Origin of the sequence: Treponema denticola (assembly GCF_024181405.1) — a bacterium.
GTDB classification, from domain to species: domain Bacteria; phylum Spirochaetota; class Spirochaetia; order Treponematales; family Treponemataceae; genus Treponema_B; species Treponema_B denticola_D.
Map to the genome: position 1 here is coordinate 924,125 of NZ_CP051302.1, position 25,448 is coordinate 949,572.

Here is a 25,448-nt window from a genome sequence, read left to right on the forward strand (position 1 = left end):
AAACTATGGAAAATTTACAAACAAAAAAACTGACCGTGTTTGAGCTTGCAAAATTAAATATTAAAAGAAAACCTTTTAGAACTGCAAGCCTAATTATTCTGACGGCTGTTTTAGCCTTTAGTCTTTTTGCAGGCAGTTTTTTGGTAAAAAGTTTAAGGGGCGGAATGTTGTCGCTTTCAAATCGTCTGGGTGCGGATATTATTGTCGTGCCCCAAGGTTATGACTCAAAGATTGAAAGCGCCTTATTGAGAGGGGAGCCTAATAGTTTTTATTTTGATACTGAAGTCGTAGAACGTGTAAAAAAAATTGAAGGGGTTGAACTTGCGTCTCCCCAGCTTTTTATTGCAACCCTCTCTGCAGGCTGCTGCTCTTTTCCTTTACAGATTATAGGTATCGATTTTGATTCAGATTTTAATGTAAAACCTTGGCTTAAAAAACAGATAAAACTTCCTCTTTTGGATAATCAAATTGTAGCCGGAAGTAATATATCCGGCGATTATAATTCTCAAGTAAAATTTTTTAATCAACCCTTTGTGATTGCAGGCCGTTTGACTAAAACGGGAATGGGCTTTGATAATTCTATTTTTATGACAATAGAAAATGCAAGGAAGCTTGCAAAAGAGTACGAAAGAATTACGCAGCATCCTGTTGCAAAAAATGAAAATTTGATTTCAAGTGTTATGGTAAGGATTAATCCGAGATATGACGCAGGTGAGGTAGCTAAAAAGATAAGAGAAGAATTTAAGGGAGAAGAAATTTATCCTTTAATATCAAAGAGGATGATGACAAATATATCTTCAAGTATTTCAAGCTTAAATATCTATGTTTATATCCTTATTGCGATCCTATGGATTCTTTCATTTATCGTGTTGGCTGTTTCTTTTTCTTCGATTTTTAATGAGCGTAAAGAAGAATTCGGAATGTTGAGGATAATAGGAAGTACCAAAAAGAAGTTATTTGAACTTGCGGTTTTAGAATCTCTTATGATAAGTATGTCGGGAGCAATTATAGGAACGGTTCTTTCATGTTTGATTATGTTTTTATTTAATCAGGCAATTGTTACAGGAATGAAGATGCCTTTTTTAAACCCTTCTTTTCTTTGGACATTTGTTTGCTTTCTTTTGACCTTTGCCCTTATTTCGGTAATAGGCCCCCTTGCAGCCCTTAAAACTATGTATAGTTTTACAAAAGAAGAACCGGCTTTATCAAAATCTTAAAAGCCTGATTTATTCAAGTGTAAAAGTCTGCTTTATCTCAATTTTAAAAAGGCTTTAGTTATTTTTTTTTTAACCGATATTTTAAGCAGATGAGAGGTGTATTATGCGTAAAGCTATGATTTCTTTTTGTTTTATTTTTTGTTCTTTTTTTCTGTTTGCAGGCGATATTGCAACCTTTGTTAATTTAGGTTTTTCGGCTGACGGAAGTAAATTTGCTTTCGGGCAATACGGATTAACCGATCAAACCTACCGTGCCTATGCAGAAATTTATGGGGTAGATGTAGCAGAAAATAAGTTTTTACCTTCAGGACGCTTTATAACAAGTCCGACATCTGAAACGGCAGATAAAGACAGTAAAAATATATTTTTAAGCCTTTTGGATAGGGCAAATCCTTCTCTTTTAAAATGGAAGATAAGCGATAAAAACGAGGGAAGGGCTATTTATGCAGCTACGGATTCTACAATAAACGAAACTACCTTGATTTTTAAAGACTTTGAAACCAATGACGAGTATAAGGTGATGCTGTATAAGGATAAAAAATCCAATTTAGAAGCTTCTTTCTATATTGAAGTCGAAATCATCAAACCTAACGGCAATAAGATAAAAAAAGCAGCCGGTCAAAAAGGAAAAACCAGATCAGGAGTGCGGGACTACGCAATAAAAAAAGTAATTATCGATAACACAAACACAAGCCTCATCTTTGTAATCGAAAAACATCAATATGATAAACTTGGAAACTCCATCCGCTACATGGTAGAAACTATTAAGCTATAACTCTCCTAATCAATTGACAGTAATCTTTTAATGTTCTATAATTACCCCCAAGAATAACTTTTGGGGGTATTTTTGAGTATGCACATTGTAGAAGCAAAAAAAATTACGGAAGAGGTTAAAAGGATGGCTATTGAAGCCGCTTATTATCTTCCTCAAGATGTATTGACAAGTTTAAAGATGTCGCGGGAAGCCGAAAAATGGAGCTTAGCCCGTGATACTCTCGACCAGATTATAGAAAACGCCGATATTGCAAAAAATACGAATTCGCCCATGTGCCAAGATACGGGAATGGCCGTAGTTTTTGTTACGATTGGGCAAGACGTTCACATTGAAGGCGGCTATATTGAAGATGCTATAAATGAGGGCGTAAGACAGGGCTATACGGAAGGTTATTTAAGAAAATCCGTTGTTGCCGATCCCGTTTACAACAGGGTAAACACAAAGGATAATACACCTGCCGTAATCCATTATAATATCGTACCCGGCGATAAACTTCATATTATGTTTGCAGGAAAGGGCTTCGGCTCAGAGAACATGTCCCGCCTTGGAATGCTTAAACCCTCCGACGGCCTTGAGGGGGTAAAAAAATTCATATTGGAAACTGTAGAACTTGCAGGCCCTAACCCCTGTCCTCCCATAGTTGTAGGTGTAGGAATAGGCGGTACCGTAGATAAGGTAACCTTAATAGCAAAAAAAGCCTTGATGAGACCTATGGATAGTTATAATCCCGATCCTTTCTATGCAGACCTCGAAAAAGAAATGCTTGAGAAAGTCAACGCCTTAGGTATAGGCCCCCAAGGTTACGGAGGCAAGACTACGGCTTTAAGGGTTTTAATCGAAACCTATCCCACACATATTGCAGGTCTTCCTATTTGTGTAAATATAAACTGTCATGCAACACGCCATAAGGAAGTTACTTTATAAGGGAGGAAGGAAAAATGTCTGAGATGAAAAAACTTACAACACCATTTACAAGGGAAGATTTAAAAGATGTTAAGGCCGGAGATATTGTTTTATTAAACGGCTATATTTATACGGGAAGAGATGCAGCTCACAAACGCCTATGCGAACTTTTAGAAAAGGGAGAAAAACTCCCCATAGATGTAAAGGGGGCTGTCATGTACTATGTAGGACCGAGTCCTGCAAAGCCCGGAGAGCCCATAGGTTCTGCAGGGCCTACAACCAGTTACCGAATGGATGCCTATACACCTCAGCTTTTAGATGAGGGGCTTATGGCTATGGTCGGAAAAGGAAAAAGAAACGATGAGGTAGTTGCAAAAATAATAGAACATGGAGCTTGTTATTTTGCCGCCATAGGAGGAGCCGCTGCCTTGATTAAAAGCCGAATTAAATCGGCTGAGGTTATCTGCTATGAAGATTTGGGAGCTGAAGCTGTCCGTAAGCTATATGTTGAAGACTTTCCCGTAACCTGCATAATCGATTCCAAGGGGAACAACCTTTATAAACTGGGACGCGAAGAATACTTAAAAAGCCTAAACTAAAGGTAGATGACTAATTTACAAAAAATTAACCTAGAGCTTAAAAGTCAAAAAGAAAAATTTACAGCTCTTTTAAAAGAAAATGGCCTTATTGCGGACTCCCTTGAAAGTGTTTACGGCATTTTTGATGAAGCCGACAATTTGGCCGCTTGCGGAGGGCGGGAAAAAAATATCTTAAAATGCTTTGCCGTAAAAGATGAATTTAAGGGCCTCGGTCTTACCGATGAGATTTTATCGGCCCTCTTAAAAGACGCTTACGGAGAAGGTTATAAGTTCTTTTTTATATTTACAAAAAGATCAAGCGTTTCTTTTTTTACGGGAGCAGGTTTTATAAACTTAGCCTCATCGGATGATTCTTCCTTATTATACAGGGGAGAAAAAACCGTAGAGGAGGTTTTAAAGAATGAGCTTTTTCCTTATTGCCCCGACAGTATACTTGAAAGTATAAGCGATGAGGGAAATGCAGCCATAGTTATGAATGCAAATCCCTTTACCCTCGGCCACAGATATTTAATAGAAAAAGCCTTAGACTATTGCGGAAGCAAGAGCCGCCTTTTTGTTTTTGCCGTTGAGACCGACAAAAGTTTTTTTTCTTTTAATGACCGTTTTATGCTTATCAAAAAAAATACGGACGACTTAAAAAATGTAGTAGTGCTTCCCTCATCTCAATTTTTAATAAGCGGAGCAACATTTCCGTCCTATTTTTTAAAAGAAAAAAGTTTAATAAGCAAAAATCAAACCCAGCTTGATGCAAGGATATTTTTAAAATACTTTGTACCTCTTTTTAATATTAAAATTCGCTTTTTGGGAGAAGAACCCTTAGACCCGAGTACCGAAATATATAATCAAACTCTATTGAATGAACTCCCTCCTCAATGTGAGGTAAAAATAATTAAGCGTAAAAAAACTCAAAATCAGCAAATCATTTCCGCAACGCAAGTTCGAAAGGCATTTCAAAATAATAGTCTTGAAGAAGTACGTTCCTTTTTACCGGAAATAACTTATAATTTTTTAAGGTCTTTAAAACAAAAAACTAATTGATACCGGAGAAAAGATGAGTTTATCTTTATTGGAAAAAAGAGAAAAAACCGACTTTTTTGAAAAAGAACTTTTAAGCCGTTTTCCTTTTAAAACACTTGTAGTAATCAGGGCCAATATTCCGGGAGGAAAGAAGGGCTCAATCGAATCGAATTGGATTGTATACCGCATTTTTTTGGAATGTAAAAAAAAGATGGCTCCGCTAAAAATTTTTCATTCCTACACCGATGAAGAAGGCTTAATCTTTTTTTTGATTGTAGATGCTCCGCCCTTGGAAGTGAAGGCTTTAAGCATAAAAATTGAAGATGATGAAGCCCTAGGCCGCCTTGCCGATATCGATGTTTTAACTGCGAAAAAACTTTTTTCGCGTAATGATTTTTCCCATGAGAATAAGAGGCGGAAATGTTTTTTATGCGAAAAAGATGCCGTTATTTGTGCGAGGAACCGCACCCATTCCCAAAAAGAAATAATGGATTTTATCTTAAAAAAAGTTCATGAAGATTGGTTTTACGATGGAGATATTTTTGAACTTTTGGGTAATTTAACCGAAAGCTCCCTCCTTGCAGAGCTTTGCCGTCCATTGGGCTTCGGCTGTGTTACGGCTAATTCCCAAGGCTCCCACAGAGATATGGATTTTTTACTCATGCTAAAATGTATTCCTTTAATAGGGAGTGCAATTAAAAATTTAAGCGGAAAAGATTGCGAATCCTTTGAGGCCTTGCGTGAATACGGGAAAAAACAAGAAAAAAAACTTTTCGATTTAACGGGCGGGGTAAACACCTATAAGGGTGCCTTATTTTTGCTTCTTATCTTAAATGCCTGTACCTTCCGTATAATAAAAGAAAAAAAAGCCTTTACCGATTTAAGCAAAGAAATTGCAGACTTTTCTCTTCCCCTAAAAAAAGATTTTGAGCTTAAAGCCTGCTCCCCGTCTTCTTTACAAGCCTTTAATAATTTGGGGAGTGGGGGAGTGAGGGGCTTAGCCCTTTCAGGTTTTGCAGAACACTTTCAAAATTGGCTACCCCTCTATAAAAAAACTTTTTCGGAAGGCGGGGACTTTGTAAAAATTATTGTTAAGATGATTGAAACTACCTGCGATACTACAATTATAAAACGCAAGGGCGAAAAAGCCCTACTTGAAGTACAAAAAAAAGCTCACAGTCTCCTTTGCATAGAGGAAGGGCCGGCTCAAGAAAGAGCTATAAAAGAATTTTCCGAATGGTGCGAAAAAAACAATATCTCCACAGGCGGAACGGCAGATAAGATTATTATTTTGTATAATCTGAAGCTGATAAGGGAGAGTTTTGTTTGACAGAGCTTATAAGAATGGAATAAAAAATAAGCCCTAAAAACGCTAAGACTCTTTAATATCTTCACTTTAAGTTCCCTATTAATTTAGCCGATACTATGAACATGGGCAGTTTTAATATAAACTTTAAAAAATATATTTTTATTTTGTTTTTTTCTCTTTCTTTTTTTTCCGTTTATTCTGATGATGATATTAAGGAGTCTTATGACAGCGAATTTTTAAAGGTTGATGATGGGCTGATTCCTCTGGTTCCTTTAGATAGAGTGCCCGATTCCGCCTTGGTTAGAAGGGATATTGCAAAATCATGGCTTTTAGCGGCTCCTGAAGAAATTGCCTCCCGGCATTTACACATTGACGCGGATTCGGCCGGAAACCTTTTTAAAATAAGATCGGTATATCTAAAAGAGAAAAAGCTTCTTGCCGTAGTTATAAGCCCCATCGATACCGAGTTTTCAAACCTCGAAAAGGTTCCGCAAGGGACATGGATTTTATACCGGAATTATGAAACCGGAGCGCCCGAATGTATTAAAATTTATCCGCGTGAAAATCCTGAACTTTATTTAAGCATAAGACCTTCATCATCAAAAGATAAATCGCTTATAAGTATTTGTCTTTTTAATACTTATGTCAGAAAAGATATTTCCGTAGGTATTCCTTTTGAGAATTTATATTATTTATCTCTTTTAAAACTAAGGGACATTACAAAGGATATGCTCCCTTGGGATATCTTTAATCCGCCTATTTTTTATAACGGTGTTGAAGCGGCATCAGATACAATTCGGGAAAGGTTAAAGACCTTGGTTTATATTCAAGACGGAGCCTTTGACGAATTCGGTAAGCCTGTCCATTTAATGGACGGAAGGCCTCAGACTGAAGATGATATTGTTAAAGCCGTTCGGCCCGACCAAAGGCTTAAAGACGTAAAGGGCGGTGTAAACTGTTCAGGTTTTGCCAAATGGATAGTGGACGGAATGATTCGGCCCATCGCAGGGCAGGGTATCTTTATTAAAAGCCTTAAAACCGAAACTGATGTGCCTGATACTTATTTTACCAAGCCTTACAAAGAAAGAGAACTCTATTTCGGTCTTGAGTGGATACGCAATCTTGCGGCTGCAGCCTTAAGCTTAAACGTAAAGCGTACTGTAAAGCCCATAGGCTCAGGAGTTGATGTTACGGTTGAACCCTTTGCTCTTGTGCCTCCCATAAAGCAAAAGAATGTAAAAGAAGATTTTGCTTCGTTTAAGGGATATGAAAAAACAGCGGGTTATCAGACTTCGTATTTGCAAGCTCTCCTTTATTACCTTGCCATAAGCGAGCCGGGGCATTTTTATTTAGGAGCAGTAAGCCGGACTGCAAGCCCGGAAAAAGGAAGTCCCCCTCTTAGACAATATCACCATATTGCAGCTTTTTTCCCTTATTTTGACGTTTTCGGTAATTTTCATATTGATGTTTACGAAAGCGGAAAAGAAACTTCAATAGAGCAATTTATGAGTTTGAACTCTGATGCCTTTACAGCCTTGGTCAGAATCAGGGCTCCCCAACCCGGAGTATTCAATCCATAAAATCAGCTGCTTATTAAAAATCAGTTGTTTATTACTTGAGGCAGGGCCTTATCTCCCATTTTATTTTTTAATAAAAAGGCTAGGGCAGTTCCCGTTAAAAGTCCTAAAAAAAGCCCTCCTACAGCCGCTTTTTCGGTGTAAAAAATGAGGTAGGAGCTCAAACTGAAAACAAAGGCTAAAAGTAAGGGAAGAATAACAGAAGAAAGGGTTTGAATCCGTGTTTGGGTTTCATTAATTTCTACAATAACGAAGTCTCCCTTTTTTAAATTTCTTCCGCTATTGTTTAAGGCCGTAATCTTATTTCCGCTGACTGCCAAAAGCCCCTTTTCCTTATTTTTGCCGGCAAAACCGCAGCCTCCGCAAGTTGCACAGCTTTTTACCGCATAGCAATCTTTTTGTTTTATGGAGCAGGCGTTTTCGGTCTTTGAATTATCCAAATCTATGTTTATCTTTTCTACATTGTTTTTATCAGTCCACACTGATGTAACTATTCCGTATCTTTGCAAAGTTCCGACTCCTCAAAAATTCTTTTTATTTCTATTGCGTTTCCCGCATCATCGGTTTTGATAAAAAGGCCTTGAAGGACGGGGCGTGCCCAAGCGTCTTTTCCGAAATCGGGAAGGCAGGTGCGGTATTCTCTTATTTTATCTTCAATCGCATATCCGCCCACAGAATTAAGGCTTCCTGTTCTGCCTGCATCCGTTATGTAGGCGGTTTTATTTTCTAAAATACACTCATCGGCTGTCTGCACCCTTGTTCCCGATCCGATCAGGGCTGAAACCTTGCCTGAAAGCAAAAAGCCTAGGGCTTGTTTTTCTGCTGTTGCAAAAGAGGAAAAATCCACAAAGATGATATGCGCTTCTTCTTTTAATCGGGAAACAAGTTTTTCGGTTTCAGTAAAGGGGTTTTCAGCCATTATTTTGTGATGTCCTATTCTGCCGATGACTGAAACGACGGCTATTTTTTTGTTCGGTTTTAAATTAAAAATCTTCCATCCGTTGCCGGGAGATTCAGACGGCAAATTAAAGGGGCGTAGTACATGGGGTGTTTTAGGAAGGTCATCTACCAAGTCTTTTTTTTGAAAGATTAAATCTCCTGAAGTGATACAGTCGATACCGAGCTTTTTTAAGTAGACTGCATGCTGTTTTCCAAGCCCCCCCGAGCCTGTAGCCGAATTTGCATTAGCAATAACAAAATCGGCCTTATATTTTTCTTTTAAATTTGGAAGTTGTGTTTTTACTAGCCATACACCGGCCTTGCCTGTAATTTCGGCAATATATAAAATATTCATTATTTATTCTTGATAATCCATCTCTTTTAAAATTTTATTGCATCTTTCAGCCAAATCATTCATTCCCAATTCAAGATAGGTATCACGCAAGTTAAAAACCGCATCTCCCATTTCAGGGTCAAGTGTAACGGCCGATTCAAAGGCTCTCCGTGCAGCCCTATAGTTTTCCTTATTAAACAAAACCGTTCCGTAATTATTCCAAACCCTTCCGTTTTCGGGCTCCAGTTTTATAGCGCTTTCAAAGGCTCTTTCTGCCTGATCGATGTCTCCCGTTTCAAATAAAACAAGCCCTAATGAATCCCAAGCGTCAGCCTCATAGGGATTGTATTTTAAGGACTGAAAAAGGGCAAACTTACTGTCGTTTTGCCTTTTAGCGGCATAGTAGCTCAAACCTAGGTTGAGCCACATCAGGCTGTTATCGGGTTCAAGGGCAAGCCCTTTTTTTAAGCAGGCTATAGCTTCATTGTGAAAGCCCTGCATAGACATGCTTACTCCCGTATCGTTAAAAAATTGAGCCGATTCTTGCATTTTCTACCTCAATATCGTGTTAAACAAATCGAAGATAAGTTCTTTTGCTTCGTTTTGTTTGTAATTATTTTGAAGCTTTATCAATGAAGCTTCTACAATCTTTTTGCCGTAATCTTCTGCCCTTTTTACAGCCTTTGAAGAACAAATAGCCGAAATCGAGGCTTCGACTGCAGGAGATTCTATACCTTCCTTTGAAGCCTGCTTAAATAAAAGCTTTATTTTTTCGGCACCTTCAGGATTTTCTTCCGTATAAAAAATTAGAGGAAGGCTTTTTTTGCCTTCAACTATGTCATCGCCCCGCCTTTTACCGGCGTTGCCTTCAGTAATATTTTTTACATCGTCCAATATCTGAAAACCTATACCCATATCGGTCATAAGTTTTCCGTATTCCAGAACTTCATTGATAGGTCTACCGGCAGCTATAAAGCCTAATTCTCCTGCCAACTTTGCAAGAGAGCCTGTTTTCAGGCTTATCATAGTTATGTATTCGTCAACTGACGGAATTATATCGGGATTTGAATGCCAGCCTATGTCCATAGACTGCCCTAAATGAAGCCTTCTTAAATTTTGCGAGTAAAGCGAGTATATTACGGCCCTTACGGATTCGGACGTTTCATAATTTATCAGGGGATTAAGGGCTTCAAAATAAAGCCATGAGGCGGAATTTAAAGCCGTATCAAGCCCGTATTTTATGTGAGCCGCAGGAGCCCCTCTGCGGGTATCGGATTTATCCTCTATATCGTCATGGACGAGGCTTGCCGTATGACAAAATTCGATGAGGGGGGTAAGGGGGTAGGCCTTTTCGGGATCGCCTTCTGCAAGTTCGCATGAAAGAACACATAGAAGGGGGCGCCACCTTTTTCCTCCGCGTTTTACCAAATCCCTTACAGGATTGATGATATTCAAAAAAAAGCCGTCCGGCAAGCCGTAAGCTAATTCGCCGAAACTTTGAGAAATCCACGAAGAATTTATTTTTTCGGGCAAAAAACAATCGAGAGTTTTTTCTATATGTTCAAGCCTATTTTTTAATTCCATCATCTTTTCACAATATATCACAAAAAGGAAAAATTGGCAATCTATATTTGGTAATTGCCCAAATTCTTCTTTTTTGGTAGAATAAGAATGCTATAAAAATTTTGGAGCAGAATTATGGCAAAAGAAAAAAGAATTTTAGACCTTGAAAAGACCATAAAAAAACATCAAGACCTTTATTATAATGCCCAGCCTGAAATTTCGGATGCGGAATTCGATGCTCTTTGGGATGAATTAAAAGCACTGGATCCTCAAAATAAACTTTTTTTTACGGTTCCGCTGGAATCTACCGATGGATTTGCAAAGTCGGAACATATTATTCCTATGGGAAGTCAAGAAAAGGCTGCCGATCCGCCTTCATTTGAAGCTTGGGCCTTAAAGATGCCCTTTAAAGAATATATCGTGCAATATAAAATGGACGGGGCAAGTCTTGAGCTTCAATACGAAGAAGGGCATTTTGTGCGTGCCGTTACCAGAGGCGACGGAAAAATCGGGGACGATATAACCGAGAATGTACTTAAAATGAAAGGGCTGATAAAAGACATTACTGTAAATGAGGGGACTGCCGCAGCTGATGGGGCTAAACCCTTTTCGGGCGGAATAAGGTGCGAGGTTATAATGCTCCGTTCCATTCATCAAAAATACTTTAAAGATAAGGCTAATTGCCGAAATGCAGCCAACGGGCTTATGAAAAAAAAGAACGGAGAATTGTGCGAACACCTAAATCTTTTTGCCTATGATGCCGTTCAAGGAAGTATAGGCCGCCCTTTTACGGGAGATGACCCCTTTAAAACCGAGTCCGAAAAACTCGTCTGGCTTAAAAAAGCGGGCTTTAATTGTGTTGAAGTAAAATACTGTAAAAGTATTGCTGAAGTAATAGAATATAGGGCTCATGTTATGGATATCCGCCCTTCCTTGGACTATGACATAGACGGCCTTGTAATAAAAAACGATACAATCGATCCCGAGGACATGAAAAGAGCCCGTCCAGAAAAGCAGATAGCTTTTAAGTTCAGCTTGGAAGAAGCGGTTACCGTCCTAAAAGAAATCGAATGGAGCGAGTCGGGGGCTACCTATACCCCCATAGCCCTTATCGAGCCTGTACGCCTTGCCGGTACTACGGTAAAAAGAGCAAGCCTTGCAAACCCGAACATAATCAAGGCTCTAAACTTAAAAATCGGAAGCAGGGTAGTGGTAACCAAGAGGGGGGAGATAATCCCAAAGATAGAAGCCCTTGCAGAAAATCCTCCAGATGTTAAAGAAATAGAATATCCCGATACCTGTTCCGTATGCGGCAGTCCTCTTACCAATGAGGGTACAAGGCTTTATTGCCCCAACATGAGCTGCCCTAAACTTATCCATCACCGAATCGAAAAATGGATAAGCGTTCTCGATATAAGGGATTTCGGTATAACCCTCATAAAAAGACTTTTTGAGATGGGACGGGTTAATTCAATCACCGATTTATATACCCTCACTGTCGAAGAACTGGCAGCTATAGACCGAATGGGAAAGCTTTCTGCCGAAAAGGTCTATAAGGCCCTCCATTCCAAAAAAGAAATAAGCTTAACTAAATTTATTGCCGGCTTCGATATTGAGGGAATCGGCGAAACAATGGTTGAAAAACTTGAAGAAGCGGGTTTTAATGATTTGAATGAGCTTCTTGGAGCCTCGGAAGCCGACTTTGCAAATGTTTATCAGTTCGGGCAGGTTCTATCCCATACCTTAGTAACAAATCTTTCGATCTTAAAAGATGAGATGACCGGATTGATAGATAAGGGTTATATAAAAATTAAACCTCCGCTTACATCGGAAGAGGGGGCAGTTTTAAAGGGCTTAAGTTTCTGTTTTACTGGGGAGCTTAACACGATGAAGAGGGCTCAGGCTGAAGCCTTGGTAAAAGAAAAGGGGGGAACTGTAAAATCTTCCGTTGTAAAGGGCCTAAGTTATCTTGTAACCAATACACCCGATTCGGGGTCATCTAAAAACAAAAAAGCCCAAGAATTGGGAACAGCAATCATAACCGAAGAGGCTTTTTTAAATCTTATTGGGAAGGTATAGCCTTGTTAAAGAGAAAAAAAAGGTTTTTAATTATTTTTTTATCCGTTTCTCTTTTGTTTTTTTTAATCTTCGGACTAACGGATTTTTATAATTATAAATTAGGCTCTATCAAACAAAAACTGTCTAAAACAAATTTAAGTATTTATAGTACGGGAACGGTAATAAAAACATTCGGGCAAAATACCGAAACGGTAAGCGCCGTTATTTCTTTTTTTACGCCGAGCGGAAATCTTATAAACAGTTACGAAAGAGCCTGGCAGGGCTGGGAGCTTAATCTTGAATGTATAGTTTTTACCTTTGAATCAGGTTCAATAGTATTTCCTTACCGCCTTTTTTCGAATGAGTCAAAGTACGGTACCGGCATAAAACTTTTTGATTATTATAACCGAGATGGGTATCCTGCAATTTATGATTACTCTTTTTTTTCAAAAGAAGAAAAAGAACTTATAAAAAGCCTTTACGGATATGCAGTTTTTTCTCCCTATCTTTTAAAAGTTTTTTCTTATGCAAAGACAAAAACCGTAAGTTTACGTAATTTTAAACCCGATACGGAATATCTTTTATATGCCGGTTCTGATGGAGAAATAAAATTTATAAAGGGCAGCCTTTAAAAATAGCGGTTTTTATAATACCCCAAAAATTAAGGAAAATTATCTGAAATTTCGGGTAAAACCTCTTGACAAAATCCGGTATATCGAGTAAACTCGCTCTTGTTGTCTATGCCAACTTAGCTCAGCTGGTCCAGAGCACGTGATTTGTAATCTCGGGGTCTAGGGTTCGAATCCCTAAGTTGGCTTTTTATGGGGAGTTTCCCGAGCGGTCAAAGGGGGCAGACTGTAAATCTGTTGGCTATGCCTTCCAAGGTCCGAATCCTTGACTCCCCATTTTAGGGATTGTTTTAAATCTTTTGATAAAAAAGAGCTTGAAACAATCCCTTTTTTGTTTTATACTATTGACTATGGATAAGCAATTCTGGAAAAGCGGTTTAAATTTTTCATGTACAAGGTGTTCGGCCTGCTGCCGATTTGATCCGGGATTTGTGTTTTTATCCGAACATGATCTTTCGAGATTATTGGAATGGGCAACTATGCCGAAAGATGAATTTATAAAAGTGTATTGCCGCTGGGTTCCTAAGGATGACGGTTTTGAGTACCTATCCTTAAAAGAAAAACCCAATTATGACTGTATACTTTGGGATGACGGATGTAAGGCCTATACTGCCAGACCTCGTCAATGCTCGGATTTTCCTTTTTGGAATTCGATTTTAAGTTCAAAGGATATGTGGGATATAAATGCCCGATATTGTCCCGGCATGGGAAAAGGCGAATTTTATTCTGCAGAAAAAATTGAAAAAATTCTTACAAGGAGAAAAGCTGAACCTTGTATTAAGCGGAGAGTAGGTTAAAATTAAGGAAGAATTTTTGGAGTATTTATGCTTGTAAAATTTTGGGGTGTTAGGGGGTCGCTTCCGGCTCCGCTTACGCCGGCACAAGTTCAAAGTAAGATTGCTGCTGTAGTTCAAAGGATAACTCTAAAAGACATTGAAAGTCAGGACTCAAGGGAAAGGTTTTTAGCATCTCTTCCTAAATGGCTTTTTGGTACTATAGGATCCAATACCGCCTGTGTTGAAGTCGAAACCGATGACGGTGGACACCTTATTTTTGATGCAGGAACAGGAATAAGGGAGTTAGGAATCGATTTGATGAAAAGACCCAACTATGGAAAAAACACGACATACCATTTGTTTTTTTCACATTTTCATTGGGATCATATTCAAGGTCTTCCTTTTTTTAATCCCGCCTATGACCCCCGAAACAAGATAATTGTTTACAGTACCCGAAAAAAAGCAAAAGAATTTTTAGAAGATCAGATGAAGTATCCTTATTTTCCTATTTCGATGTTAGGAGAAGACGGATTCGGTGCTTCTTTTGAGTTTAAATATATTGAGCCTGATCAAAAATATGTTGAGATAGGCGATACTAAGATAGGCTGGCATAGAGTGCGTCATCCGGGAGGATGTACGGCCTATTCGGTAATCGAAAAAGGAAAAAAAATAATTTATTCTACAGATACGGAGCTTCGTCCTCGTGATTTTGAAAGGAACGAACAAAATGCCGAATTTTATACCGATGCCGAGATGCTGATAATTGATGCCCAATACACCCTTACCGATTCAATTTTAAAGGAAGGGTGGGGACACTCGACTTTTTCCGTAGCCATAGATTTTGCAGCCGGTTGGAATATAAAAAGCATTGCTCTTTTTCATCATGAGCCTACATATCAGGATAAAAAAGTATTTTCGCTCAAACAATCTGCTGACTGGTACAGGGATTGTTCCCGTTCTCCCGATATCAAGATTTTTATTGCTCAAGAAGGCAGGTCTTTTTTAATATGAGTGAAACCGAATCAGTATCATATTTGTTTTCAGATAACGAATTAAAACAACTGGCTTTATACCTCAGAAAAAATGCCGACTCGCTTCCCAGAGTTTTAGAACCATTATCCGATTTTGCAGAATCGTACGTTTATGGGAGGATGACTATAGGAGAAGCAGAGGCTTTTTTTGAGCAAGCCTCCTTATAAGAAAAAAGGAATTTTTTATATGAAAAATAAATCAAAGATTGTCATAATAATATTGTGTATAGCCGGCCTTCTTGCCGGTACAATATTTTTTGTTTTGTCGCTTAATAATCCCCCTTTGGAATTTTCAGAGCCGCTTGTAACATTTAAAATACCGCGCGGTACTGCCGCAAAAACGGTTATTGGTGAGTTAAAAGCTAAAAATCTTATACGCTCGGAGCTTTATGCCTATGCCTATCTTAGGCTTAAAAAACTTAATTTAAAGGCCGGAACCTATCAAATAAAGCCCGAAATGACCACCCATGATATTTTACATAAGCTGACCCAAGGCTCTCAAGCCCTTAAAAAGCTTACAATACCTGAGGGCTTAACTTTAAAAAAGACGGCTCAAGTTTTCGAAACTGTAGGTCTTATAAAAGCTGAAGACTTTATTGCAATAACATCCGATTCCGATTTTTTAGAAAAAAACGGAATTAAGGCAAAAACAGCCGAGGGCTTTTTATATCCGGATACCTATTTTTTCGGAGAAGAAGATACGCCTGAGATGATGGTAAAAATGATCATAAAAACCTTTTTTGAAAAAACTTCATCCATTCCGAATTTTCCTAAAGATTTTAACGAAATTTATAAAAAGGTGATCTTGGCCAGCATTATTGAAAGAGAGTATCAGCTTCCTGAAGAAGCTCCTATAATTTCAAGCGTTTTTACTAACCGGCTTAAAATAAACATGGGGCTTCAATCATGTGCAACCGTTGAATACATAATTACCGAAATCAAAAATAAAAAGCATCCTACTCGGCTTTTTTATGAAGACTTGGAAATTCAAAGTCCTTATAATACCTACATCCATGAAGGTCTTCCGCCGGGGCCTATTTCAAACCCAGGATTTACGGCCTTAAATGCTGCCTGTAATCCCGCAAATACGGATTATTTTTATTTCAGACTGATCGATCCGGATACCGGAAAACATGTGTTTACAAAAACCATAACTGAGCATAATAAGGCCGGAGAAGGTCTTTTATTAAAAAAAGCCGCCGGTCAATAATAGGTACTTGTAGAATAAAATTATCATTTGTGATATAATTATTCCCGCTCGGAGGAATTTGTTTTGAAAATTGGAGTAGATGCATTCGGATGTGATCACGGCCGCTCAGGCATAGGCTCTTATATACTGTCTATTGTAAAAAATTTGCCTAAAAATGATTACGAATTCGAGCTTTTTGGTCCCGAACTTGATAAGTATACATATACATCCGACATAGATTATGTTTCTTTTACAGGTATAGATATTTCCGATACAAAATTTTCGGAAAAAATTTGGCATTTTAAAAATTTAAACTCTTTTATAAAAAAGCAAAGATATGATGCCGTCATTTACCCTGCAGGGGTAGAACTTTTACCTCCGATTTTTACCGTACCTTCTATTTTGGTCATTCAAAGTCTTTTATCTGCAGACCTTGGAGTTATTGCAAAGATGGGTTTAAGGCGTACGCTTAAAAATGCCTCAGGCCTTATAAGTCCTACAAAATATATTCAAAACGATTTATCGCAATTTGGGGTAAATGCATCCGATATAAAAGTAATATATAACGGTATTGACTGTTCTCTTTTTAAGCCCATCACAAATGATGAAGACAGGGTTTTAATACAGCCCTTTGCAATTCAAAGACCGTATATAATTTATGCCTCCCGCATAACTCATGAACAAAAATGCCATGTAGAATTGATAAAGGCCTTTGCCCTATTTAAAAAGCAAACAGGTTCTACTCATCGTCTTGTTATTGCAGGTTCTGATGGAAATAATTCCGAAGCTGTTCATAATGCGGTAATACAATCGGGCTTTTCTTCGGATATTTTGCTTACAGGTTATTTTCCTCATGAAAGTCTTCCTCAACTTTATTCATCGGCAGACCTTTGCGTCTTTCCTTCGATGATAGAAGGAGTCGGCTTACCGGTTATTGAGGCCATGGCCTGCGGTGTTCCTGTTGCTTGTGCAAGGGCCGGAGCACTTCCGGAAGTTGCAGGGGATTCTGCTCTGTTTTTTAATTCAAAAAAACCGGAGGAAATTGCAGAAGCCATTTCTTCTTTAGTCGATTGCGATAAAAATACGGCAAAAAGAAAAGAAATTATAGAGAAAGGTCTTGACTGGGTAAAAAAATATAATTGGGAAACTACCGCTCATCAAACTATCGAATACATAGATTCTTTGCTAAAAAAATAACCGAAAAATATATTGAAAAATATACCGTAAAATGATATAATCTTCTAATATCACGAGGATTTTATGAAAGAATTTTTAAATTACAATACGGTAAGAGATAACGGATTCATTCTCGCCAGAAAGATGTATGATGAAGGATATGTTCCCGATGTTATTTATGCCTCTATGAGAGGAGGTGCTTATCTGGCAAATGTAATAAGTGAATTTTTTAAAATAGCTTATAAAGACGAAAAGAAGATTTTATATTCAACAGTTGTCGCTCACTCTTACTCCGGAGTTCATAATAACTCGGAAATAGTATTGGACGGTTGGACGCTCCATCCAAGCAAACTGCCGGCCGATTCTTCTGTTTTATTGGTAGACGATATTTTCGATTCCGGTGCTACAATAAATTATCTCGTCGATGAGTTAATTAAACAGGGATTAAAAAGAGAAAATATAAAAATTGCCGTTCATGATTATAAATATTTTCATGATAAAAAAGAACAATATGAGCATCATCCCGATTATTGGTGCCGAAAGCATGATATTTATACGGAAAAGGATAATTTATGGATTCATTATATGAGCCATGAATTAGTCGGTCTTTCTAATAAAGAACTCGAAGAAAACTATTATTCGAAAAATCCTGCTTTAAAAGATGTATTTAAAGGAATAATAAATTGAAAAGACTTAAAATTTATAGCATTCTTAAAATTGGTTTCATTATAGCAGCTTTTGGCTTGTTTGCTTTAGATTTAAATTGCTATGAATTGGATGAACTTGAAATAAAACAAGATTACAAAAAAGACGGTGTAAACCTTGATATAAAATATCCTGAAAGCCAAGAGGATTACGTTTTTTATAGATCTTTTAATCCGCTTACCAATTTGTATTCAAACGGTAAACTAAAAAAAGGTGAAAGACCGTTTTTTAATTTTGGAACGGAACTTTGTGTTTGGGTACAAACCTCATCGGGAAAGTTAAGTAAACCGGCTCATCTAATTGTTGAGCCCTTGGAAGAAAAAAAACTTTTAAATGTTTTAAGTCCTCAAGAGGGTACTTGGAATGAGACGCAAAAACTTATAATTCAACATCCTCCTAAAACACAAATTATATATTCCGTGGATGGAAGCGATCCCTTGGACTTCGGTCTTTTATATACCGGACCTATCAACCTTGAAAAAGAAGGAAAAATAGAGCTTAGAATAAAGGCTGTACCCGAATCGGGAAATATCACAGAGAAAATAATAAACTATGAAGTATCTCCCGATGGTATTCCTTCTCCTAAAATACCCGAGTCCGCTTTAAATGAAAAGCCCGATAAAGATTTAGAGTACAATATGTTAAATTGGTATTTTTTGGAATTTAATTCCGATGTGCCTATTTATTATTTGATCAAAAAAACAAATGATGATTCAACAACCGATGCTTCCCAACTCTTAAATATTTATGACGGGCCTGTTTTTATTGATAGAACTAAAGATACCGTATTTTACTGGGTAAAAGCAAAGGAAGAAAATGTAAATAAAATATTTTTACCTAAAAAACCTGTTTTATCCTCGGTACCTAAAACAGCAGTAAATAGAAATATTGAGCTTAAATTTGATGATGAGCGTTATACTTATTTTTTTGAAACAGGTGACGGCAATACTTATATTTATCCCGATAAAAATTCTTCTCAATTTAAAAAAGATGCATCTTATATATTTGATGTGGGAATAAAAGAAGAACGTTTTTTTGATGTTAAAATAAGAGCTTTCTATGATGGTCTCTTTCATGGCGAGTTGAAAACATCATTTACAATAGATAAGCTTCCTCCCGAAAAACCTGAAGTTTCTTTTAGCCCGCCCGTATCGCCTACAAATTCGGATGTAAAAATAAAAATTAAATCGGCTTCAGTTGAGACAGTAGTTGAAATTGAACCTCCTATTTTTACTTCGTCTTCGAAAGACGAAATTGTTTTAACCGGAGCTATGGGTGAAAAAACTATTTATTCCGTAAATATTTATAATAAGGATGAAGCCGGTAATAAGAGTGCAAATGTCAATAAAGAATTTATAATAGATAAAAATGCCGTATATGTAGATAATAATTATAAGATTAAAAATTCCGATGGAAATCCGTCAAAACCTTTTTCTTCTATTTATGAAGCTGTTGATTATATAAATAAGGTATCTCTATTGCAACAAAATAAGGTAAGTTCCGAAAAATGGAAAATATATGTAAGAGGGGATTGTATTTTAAATGAAGCCGTGCTTATTACAAGAAATATAAAAATTACCTCTGCAGGTCAAAAGACCGCAATTCATTTTTCTAAAAATTCGGGTTTTGTTGTAATAGGTGCAAATTTCGAAATTGAAAACTTTAAAATTTTTAGAAGGGAAAGAGCTGAAGAACCGCGTGAGGTTCCGATAATTTATGCAGATAAGGCAAGTATAAAACTTAATAATGTAAGTCTTCAAGCTTTTGAGGGCGGACCTGTTTTAAGTTCTTTCTATTCTCATTTGGATATATCCGATACTAAGATAATTTCGGAACAGACAAAGCACTGCCTTATATTTAACCTAAATAACTCTTCAGCCGTTTTTCAAAATACTGATTTTACAGGAAAAGGATTTTCGGTTGCAGCAATCTCCGCCTCAAATTCGATTATTGAGCTTGATAATCTAAACGCCTCTCTTAGTCCGAATTTTACTGCAAGGTTTTTAGAGGCGTGGAATTCGGAAATATCTTTAGGAAAACTTAACCTTATCCGTTTACCTGAATCGGCACAAAATAGGGATACCGCTGTTTGGTATAATAAGAATTCAAGAATGGATATTAAATTCAAACCCATTGTCAGAGGTTTTTCAAATTCAATTGAGAGAGAACCATAATGTTATGCGGTATAGATGAGGCGGGAAGAGGGCCCCTTGCAGGTCCTGTTACGGCAGCTGCCGTTATCCTTCCAAGCAGCTTTGATTTTTCAATTTTAAAAGATTCAAAAAAACTGACAGAAAAAAAAAGAGAAGAAGTACGTAAAACCATATATGCCGACCCAAATGTTATTTGGGCTATCGGCTGGGCATCCAATTATGAAATAGATGAGATAAATATCTTGCAGGCAACTTTTTTGGCAATGGAAAGAGCTTATGAAGGCCTTTATTTAAAACTTCAAGAATTCTGTAAATTAAACAATGATAAATTTATAGAACCGGATATTATTGTTGATGGTAACTTTATTCCCAATATTAAAAATTGCTCTTCGATTAAAGCTCTCGTAAAGGCTGATGATTCCGTTTATGAGGTTATGGCTGCTTCTATTTTAGCAAAGACTGCAAGGGATAAAATGATGATACGCTACTCTTGGCTTTATCCGGAATACGGATATGAAAAACACAAGGGTTACGGAACAAAAAAGCACATAGAAGCAATTAGATTTAACGGCTATAGTCCGATTCAGCGCAGATCTTTTTTTGTAAAAAATTTGTAAAAATATTTATAAATAGCTTACTTGTATTATTTATAAAAAAATGTTAATCTTATTGTAGTTATTTACAATAAAAAAGTATTTGTGAGGAGTAACAAATTGAATCCTTTTGATATTATGAAAAATGCAAAAGAAATCCAAGCAAAAATTGCTAATATTAAATCAGACCTTGATCAAGAAGTTGTTGAAGGTGTATCGGGCGGAGGTCTTGTAAAAATCCGCTTAAAAGGCAGTTTTGAAGTTGAATCTATCTTTCTTGATCCTATAGCTGTAGATAATCGTGATGTTCCTATGCTTCAGGATTTAGTCAGGGCTGCTCATAATGATGCAGTGGCAAAACTAAAGGAGCTTTTACAAAATAAACTTGGGCCCCTTGCAAGTCTTGCAGGCGGTTTACCTTTTTAAAAGAGGTATTAAATTAGATGAATGCTATTGATTCCGTTATAGACTCATTTTCCCGCCTTCCCGGTATAGGTCATAAGAGTGCTGCCCGCATCGCCTATCATCTTCTAAAACAAGGGCCTGCGGATGCCTTGCGTTTAGCGGAAGCTGTTTCTACCTTACACGAGAAAATTCATCCTTGTACTATATGCGGTTCTTATACGGAAGATGAGATTTGTTCTATTTGTGCGGATGAAACAAGGGATAGGGCAACTATCTGTGTAGTAGGCTTTCCTCAGGATGTGAATACAATTTCTTCAATCCCCGAATATAGAGGATTGTTCCATGTTTTGGGCGGACTTATAGCTCCCCTTGAAGGTATAGGCCCCGATCAATTACATATAAGCGAGCTTATCAGACGTATTCATGAAGGCGGAATTACCGAGGTTATTCTTGCAACCAACCCTACGATTGAAGGCGATACTACGGCCCTGTACATTCAAAAAATATTGCAGGACCTGCCTGTTAATATAACGAGGCTTGCCTCAGGCTTACCTGTCGGAGGCGATTTGGAATATGCCGATCGTTTGACCCTTGCAAGGAGTTTAAACGGCCGCATTAAATTTTAATTTTTATGGGAGAATAAAAATGAATGAATCCACAATGCAGAGATTGCGCTATAATTACGAACCGAAAATCCCAAAAGTATTTGCGGAACCTTTGAGTTTGATTAAGCCGGAAATAGGAGAGGCTACACATGCACAATCTAATCAGGCGGAATTAAAAGAAATATTCCCACATACTTACGGAATGCCCATTATCAGATTTGTAAAGGGAAAATCGGAAGTAGAACATAAGCCCTTAAAATTCGGTGTAATTCTTTCAGGGGGACAGGCTCCCGGAGGTCACAACGTAATTTCCGGTCTTTTTGATGCCCTAAAAAAAGGTAATGCAAATTCCAAACTTTACGGATTTTTAAGAGGCCCTGAAGGTTTGGTAAAAGGGCGTTATGTCGAAATAAAAAAAGCCTTAATCGATAAGTACAGAAATACGGGCGGCTTTGATATAATCGGCTCAGGAAGAACAAAGATAGAAACTGAGGAACAGATTGAAAGTTCTATTCAAAACGTAAAAAAATTAAAACTGGATGCCCTTATCATAATCGGAGGAGATGATTCGAATACAAATGCGGCTTTTTTGGCAAAATACTTTATTCAGGCAAAATTAGATACCAAGGTTATAGGCGTTCCGAAAACAATAGACGGCGACTTAAAAAATCAATACATCGAAACTTCCTTCGGTTTTGATACTGCAACAAAACTCTATTCGGAGTTAATCGGAAACATTTGCCGAGACGTAAATTCCGCACGTAAATATTGGCATTTTATAAAGCTCATGGGACGCTCTGCAAGCCACATAGCCCTTGAATGTGCCTTAAAAACCCAGCCCAATGTCTGCTTAATCGGTGAAGAACTGGCCGAAAAAAAGGTTACCTTACAGCAGGTTACGGATTACATTGTGGATATAATTGTAAAAAGATCCCAAAAAGGCGAAAACTTCGGGGTTGTTTTGGTTCCGGAAGGAATTATAGAATTTATCCCTGAAATGGATGAATTGATTGAAGAAATAAATGATATTATGGCCGAAAAGACTTCAGCCTTTTCAAAGCTAAAGACCTTTGCAGGAAAAAAATCTTGGCTTCAAAAACACTTGTCCAAAAAGGCCTTTGCTCTTTTTGACAACCTTCCCGAAAACATTTCTTTACAGCTTTTAATGGATAGAGACCCCCACGGAAACGTTCAAGTTTCCCGCATTGAAACTGAAAAACTTTTAATAGATTTGGTTACCAGAAAAATAACCGAGATGAAAAAGGAAGGTACATATAACGGAAAATTCAGTACCTATGCTCATTTTTTCGGATATGAAGGGCGCTCTGCCTTTCCTTCAAACTTTGATTCGGATTATTGTTATACCTTGGGCTTTACGGCCTTTTTATTGGCACTTAACGGCTTTTCAGGCTATATAGCTTCGGTTAAAAACCTGACTGATGAGGTAGAACATTGGCTTCCTTGCGGCGTACCTCTTTCCATGATGATGAATATGGAAAGAAGAAAGGGTAAGATGACTCCGGTTATAAAAAAATCCGTAGTAGATCTAAACGGTAAACCTTTTAAAACCTATGAAAAAAATAGGGATAAGTGGGCTGTCGAAACCCTTTACCGATTCCCCGGAGCAATTCAATATTTCGGTGACCTTGAAGTATGTGACATACCTACTAAGACCCTCTTACTCGAAAAAGGAAATTTAAAAGAAAAGAGGAAGAAAAAATAAATTGATTTTAAAAAGAGCACCGGTTTTTAACCGGTGCTTTTTTAATTTGAAAGTTTTTACTTAAAAAACATTCCGATAAAATCTTTTTTTTCCAGACTTCCGAAATAGGGTGTTAGATCAGTGTTTCTAAGTTTTTCTGTTAAAACACTTTCGGAATACTCGCAGCCGTTTAAAAGTTCTTCCAGTTCTGCCTTATCGGCTGTACCGAAAAAATCCCCGTGAATTTTTAAAGAATTTATTTTCATGTTTTCAACATTAAAAAATACTTCGATACTGCCTATTGGAAAACGCTCGTAGTGAGAATATTCTGCCTTTGGAGAGGCTCCGTAATTCCATTCTTTACGGGAAAATCTTTCCTCATAAATTTTCATAACACCTTTAAGTTCTTCTTCCGAAAGTTTATACTCGACAGGCTCTTGATTTTCAACTTCAAAGATTGCTTTTAAAAGTTCGTCTTTAAATTGGTCAACTGTAATATCGCGTTTTAAATATGGTTTTATATTTGTTACCCTTGAGCGGACACTTTTTACGCCTTTAGATTCAAGTTTTTCTTTTCGGACAGTCAAGGCTTTGGAAAGGGCTTCCATTTCCACATTAAAAAGAATGGAACCGTCGCTTAAAACCCGTCCCTGCCAAACCGACTGAGACGCCCCTATACATTTTTGCCCTTCAATCGTAACATCGTTTCTGCCTGAAAGTTCTGCATCAACTCCGATTTTTTTTAAAGCATTTACAATCGGAATATAATATTTTTTAAAATCAATCTTTTCGTTTCCCTTTGTTTTTGTAACAAAAGAAAAGTTTAAGTTTTCGAGGTCTTGATAGATGGCCCCTCCGCCTGTAATACGTCTGACAACCTTTATACCGTTTTCATTTATATATTTTTCGTTTATTTCCTGATAGGTATTTTGATTTTTACCTAAAAGAATAGTGGGGCTGTTACTCCATAAAAAAACATATTCCTCATTTTCCAAAGGGAGGTTCCTAAAGCAGTACTCTTCAAAGGCCATATTATATTCGGGGTCATGCGAATTGTTAACTATGTATTTCATGGAAAGCTATTATAATAAAAAAATAATTTTATGCAAGAGCTTGACAACTCAATATTATGTATGGTAGAGTTTACAAGCAGATATTACCGGAAGCTATGCACTTGTAGGAGAAGAGGCTGTTTATGTGTTGGATATATTCAAAGGAAAAAAGATGTTTTATATAAATCGTAATTATGATAATACTGCAATTAAGTATTTACTTTTTGATTTGAAAGAAACTAAGTTTCTTGATAATGGAGATCTTGTAATTGCTTATTATAATTTGTCTATGGAAAAAGTATATGAATTTCTAAATAAGAATGATTTTATGAGGTTTTGAATGAGTAAAATTATGAAAAAAATTGGAATATGCATTGTAATATTGACTATAGTATTTGTAATTCTTGCTAGAATAGATGAGTACTATGCCAGTGAAAAATTAATTTTTGATACAGCAGATATTATAAATGGTAATTATTATTTAACTACTAAAGAGAATATGGAAGATGTTCAGGTATCAGTTTTACGGTGGTACTATACTAACATGGTAGTTAGTATTTTATTAGTGTTATGGATTTTAACAGGCTTATTGTTTTTATATGTAATGGGCCGACATGTATTGCCTTATTTTTGGTATAAAAAATATGATCATATATTTGATGAAACTTGATTTTTGTGTGCTGTTAGAATAAACAGTTTGGCTATGGTGCCGACACTTGTTTATTTTTATATTTTGTGCAATAATAAAAACTATAAGAAAGCTTCGGGATTCTTAAGGGCAAGGTGCTATGAAAGAACGAGTTTTGATGAATTACAGTAGGAAAATAATTATGATAGCATTTTTATTTCTTTTTGTCGTATCCGGATTATCCGGTGAAAAAGTAATTGACATAACCGATATAACAGTAAAAGTTGTTGGATGGATTAAAGAATATAAAGGAGAAGATGCAAACAAATTAGCTTTTGCTGCTATAAGTTTTGGGTTGGCCTTTTTTCTAAATCCTGTTGAAGCTAATTTTACAGATGGATTATTTAATCATTTATCTTCAAAAGCAGAGGGGCAAGTTCCGACAACTTCCGGTATAGATAAGGATACGTTGGATTTACTCAGTCAAATAATTGAGGAGTATGAGAGATAATA

General features: G+C 37.0%; 27 protein-coding genes and 2 tRNA genes. 24 read left to right on the forward strand and 5 right to left on the reverse strand.

What is annotated here, in order from left to right; translation table 11 throughout:
- The first annotated feature begins 5 nt into the window (after positions 1-5).
- From HGJ18_RS04230 to HGJ18_RS04260, 7 genes are all read left to right on the forward strand, one after another.
- Entirely contained in the window at positions 6-1,217 is a 1,212-nt protein-coding gene (locus tag HGJ18_RS04230; RefSeq protein WP_253697845.1) for an ABC transporter permease, read from the forward strand.
- A 103-nt stretch (positions 1,218-1,320) separates the two neighbouring features.
- Positions 1,321-1,992 carry a DUF2259 domain-containing protein gene (locus HGJ18_RS04235; protein ID WP_002669038.1) on the forward strand — a complete coding sequence of 224 codons (672 nt, stop codon included), beginning with the start codon at positions 1,321-1,323 and terminating at the stop codon, positions 1,990-1,992.
- A 78-nt stretch (positions 1,993-2,070) separates the two neighbouring features.
- Complete coding sequence (locus HGJ18_RS04240) at positions 2,071-2,916, forward strand: fumarate hydratase (protein WP_253697846.1); 846 nt, start codon at positions 2,071-2,073, stop codon at positions 2,914-2,916.
- 14 nt (positions 2,917-2,930) lie between these two features.
- On the forward strand, positions 2,931-3,494 hold the full coding sequence (locus tag HGJ18_RS04245; protein ID WP_002669045.1) for a Fe-S-containing hydro-lyase: 564 nt from the start codon (positions 2,931-2,933) through the stop codon (positions 3,492-3,494).
- Positions 3,495-3,500: 6 nt separating this feature from the next.
- The gene (locus tag HGJ18_RS04250) at positions 3,501-4,532 is read left to right on the forward strand and encodes a nucleotidyl transferase family protein (RefSeq protein WP_253697847.1); all 1,032 of its coding nucleotides are present in this window, start codon (positions 3,501-3,503) and stop codon (positions 4,530-4,532) included.
- Positions 4,533-4,545: 13 nt separating this feature from the next.
- On the forward strand, positions 4,546-5,841 hold the full coding sequence (gene citX, locus HGJ18_RS04255; protein WP_253697849.1) for a citrate lyase holo-[acyl-carrier protein] synthase: 1,296 nt from the start codon (positions 4,546-4,548) through the stop codon (positions 5,839-5,841).
- A 95-nt stretch (positions 5,842-5,936) separates the two neighbouring features.
- Positions 5,937-7,400 carry a DUF8515 domain-containing protein gene (locus HGJ18_RS04260; protein ID WP_253697851.1) on the forward strand — a complete coding sequence of 488 codons (1,464 nt, stop codon included), beginning with the start codon at positions 5,937-5,939 and terminating at the stop codon, positions 7,398-7,400.
- 20 nt (positions 7,401-7,420) lie between these two features.
- Here HGJ18_RS04260 and HGJ18_RS04265 read toward each other — a convergent pair whose 3' ends face one another.
- From HGJ18_RS04265 to HGJ18_RS04280, 4 genes are read right to left on the reverse strand one after another with little or no spacing between them, the layout of a single operon-like run.
- Positions 7,421-7,906 carry a SoxR reducing system RseC family protein gene (locus HGJ18_RS04265; protein WP_253697854.1) on the reverse strand — a complete coding sequence of 162 codons (486 nt, stop codon included), beginning with the start codon at positions 7,904-7,906 and terminating at the stop codon, positions 7,421-7,423.
- The gene (locus HGJ18_RS04270; protein ID WP_002671190.1) at positions 7,888-8,691 is read right to left on the reverse strand and encodes a TIGR00282 family metallophosphoesterase; all 804 of its coding nucleotides are present in this window, start codon (positions 8,689-8,691) and stop codon (positions 7,888-7,890) included. Before HGJ18_RS04270 ends, HGJ18_RS04265 begins: the two co-directional genes overlap by 19 nt.
- 3 nt (positions 8,692-8,694) lie before the next feature.
- Entirely contained in the window at positions 8,695-9,219 is a 525-nt protein-coding gene (locus HGJ18_RS04275; protein ID WP_002671188.1) for a tetratricopeptide repeat protein, read from the reverse strand.
- Between the two features lie 3 nt (positions 9,220-9,222).
- Positions 9,223-10,257 carry a polyprenyl synthetase family protein gene (locus HGJ18_RS04280; protein ID WP_366793437.1) on the reverse strand — a complete coding sequence of 345 codons (1,035 nt, stop codon included), beginning with the start codon at positions 10,255-10,257 and terminating at the stop codon, positions 9,223-9,225.
- Between the two features lie 111 nt (positions 10,258-10,368).
- Here HGJ18_RS04280 and ligA point away from each other — a divergent pair, with 111 nt between their 5' ends.
- The 15 genes from ligA (at position 10,369) to HGJ18_RS04355 (ending at position 23,276) form a co-directional block, all read left to right on the forward strand.
- The gene (ligA, locus tag HGJ18_RS04285) at positions 10,369-12,312 is read left to right on the forward strand and encodes an NAD-dependent DNA ligase LigA (protein WP_253697859.1); all 1,944 of its coding nucleotides are present in this window, start codon (positions 10,369-10,371) and stop codon (positions 12,310-12,312) included.
- 2 nt (positions 12,313-12,314) lie between these two features.
- Positions 12,315-12,923 (forward strand): hypothetical protein, encoded by a 609-nt coding sequence (locus tag HGJ18_RS04290; RefSeq protein ID WP_253697860.1) that lies wholly within the window; start codon positions 12,315-12,317, stop codon positions 12,921-12,923.
- 110 nt (positions 12,924-13,033) lie between these two features.
- Positions 13,034-13,108: transfer RNA gene (locus HGJ18_RS04295), tRNA-Thr, on the forward strand.
- A gap of 6 nt (positions 13,109-13,114) precedes the next feature.
- Positions 13,115-13,196: transfer RNA gene (locus HGJ18_RS04300), tRNA-Tyr, on the forward strand.
- A 74-nt stretch (positions 13,197-13,270) separates the two neighbouring features.
- A complete protein-coding gene (locus HGJ18_RS04305; protein ID WP_253697862.1) occupies positions 13,271-13,717 on the forward strand; it encodes a YkgJ family cysteine cluster protein in 447 nt (148 codons plus the stop codon).
- A gap of 27 nt (positions 13,718-13,744) precedes the next feature.
- Positions 13,745-14,707, forward strand: coding sequence for an MBL fold metallo-hydrolase (locus tag HGJ18_RS04310; RefSeq protein ID WP_253697864.1), 963 nt, complete (start codon positions 13,745-13,747; stop codon positions 14,705-14,707).
- Positions 14,704-14,895 carry a hypothetical protein gene (locus HGJ18_RS04315; protein ID WP_002669067.1) on the forward strand — a complete coding sequence of 64 codons (192 nt, stop codon included), beginning with the start codon at positions 14,704-14,706 and terminating at the stop codon, positions 14,893-14,895. The genes HGJ18_RS04310 and HGJ18_RS04315 overlap by 4 nt, the downstream gene beginning before the upstream one ends.
- A gap of 19 nt (positions 14,896-14,914) precedes the next feature.
- Positions 14,915-15,937, forward strand: coding sequence for an endolytic transglycosylase MltG (mltG, locus tag HGJ18_RS04320; RefSeq protein ID WP_002669068.1), 1,023 nt, complete (start codon positions 14,915-14,917; stop codon positions 15,935-15,937).
- A gap of 63 nt (positions 15,938-16,000) precedes the next feature.
- A complete protein-coding gene (locus HGJ18_RS04325) occupies positions 16,001-17,113 on the forward strand; it encodes a glycosyltransferase family 4 protein (protein ID WP_253697867.1) in 1,113 nt (370 codons plus the stop codon).
- Between the two features lie 63 nt (positions 17,114-17,176).
- Positions 17,177-17,779 carry a phosphoribosyltransferase gene (locus HGJ18_RS04330; RefSeq protein WP_002669072.1) on the forward strand — a complete coding sequence of 201 codons (603 nt, stop codon included), beginning with the start codon at positions 17,177-17,179 and terminating at the stop codon, positions 17,777-17,779.
- Positions 17,776-19,971: a chitobiase/beta-hexosaminidase C-terminal domain-containing protein gene (locus HGJ18_RS04335; RefSeq protein ID WP_366793441.1), complete on the forward strand. Its 2,196-nt coding sequence runs from the start codon at positions 17,776-17,778 to the stop codon at positions 19,969-19,971. Before HGJ18_RS04330 ends, HGJ18_RS04335 begins: the two co-directional genes overlap by 4 nt.
- Entirely contained in the window at positions 19,971-20,567 is a 597-nt protein-coding gene (gene rnhB, locus HGJ18_RS04340) for a ribonuclease HII (protein ID WP_147623645.1), read from the forward strand. The genes HGJ18_RS04335 and rnhB overlap by 1 nt, the downstream gene beginning before the upstream one ends.
- Before the next feature lie 96 nt (positions 20,568-20,663).
- Positions 20,664-20,969 carry a YbaB/EbfC family nucleoid-associated protein gene (locus HGJ18_RS04345; RefSeq protein ID WP_002669078.1) on the forward strand — a complete coding sequence of 102 codons (306 nt, stop codon included), beginning with the start codon at positions 20,664-20,666 and terminating at the stop codon, positions 20,967-20,969.
- Positions 20,970-20,986: 17 nt separating this feature from the next.
- Positions 20,987-21,574 carry a recombination mediator RecR gene (gene recR, locus HGJ18_RS04350; protein WP_002678237.1) on the forward strand — a complete coding sequence of 196 codons (588 nt, stop codon included), beginning with the start codon at positions 20,987-20,989 and terminating at the stop codon, positions 21,572-21,574.
- 19 nt (positions 21,575-21,593) lie between these two features.
- On the forward strand, positions 21,594-23,276 hold the full coding sequence (locus HGJ18_RS04355; protein WP_010956991.1) for a diphosphate--fructose-6-phosphate 1-phosphotransferase: 1,683 nt from the start codon (positions 21,594-21,596) through the stop codon (positions 23,274-23,276).
- A 56-nt stretch (positions 23,277-23,332) separates the two neighbouring features.
- Here HGJ18_RS04355 and lplA read toward each other — a convergent pair whose 3' ends face one another.
- The gene (lplA, locus tag HGJ18_RS04360; RefSeq protein WP_002679211.1) at positions 23,333-24,328 is read right to left on the reverse strand and encodes a lipoate--protein ligase; all 996 of its coding nucleotides are present in this window, start codon (positions 24,326-24,328) and stop codon (positions 23,333-23,335) included.
- A gap of 331 nt (positions 24,329-24,659) precedes the next feature.
- Here lplA and HGJ18_RS04365 point away from each other — a divergent pair, with 331 nt between their 5' ends.
- Together HGJ18_RS04365 and HGJ18_RS04370 are read left to right on the forward strand one after the other, a co-directional pair.
- Positions 24,660-24,977 carry a hypothetical protein gene (locus HGJ18_RS04365; protein WP_366793582.1) on the forward strand — a complete coding sequence of 106 codons (318 nt, stop codon included), beginning with the start codon at positions 24,660-24,662 and terminating at the stop codon, positions 24,975-24,977.
- Positions 24,978-25,095: 118 nt separating this feature from the next.
- Positions 25,096-25,446 (forward strand): hypothetical protein, encoded by a 351-nt coding sequence (locus HGJ18_RS04370; RefSeq protein WP_253697870.1) that lies wholly within the window; start codon positions 25,096-25,098, stop codon positions 25,444-25,446.
- The last annotated feature ends 2 nt before the right edge of the window (positions 25,447-25,448 follow it).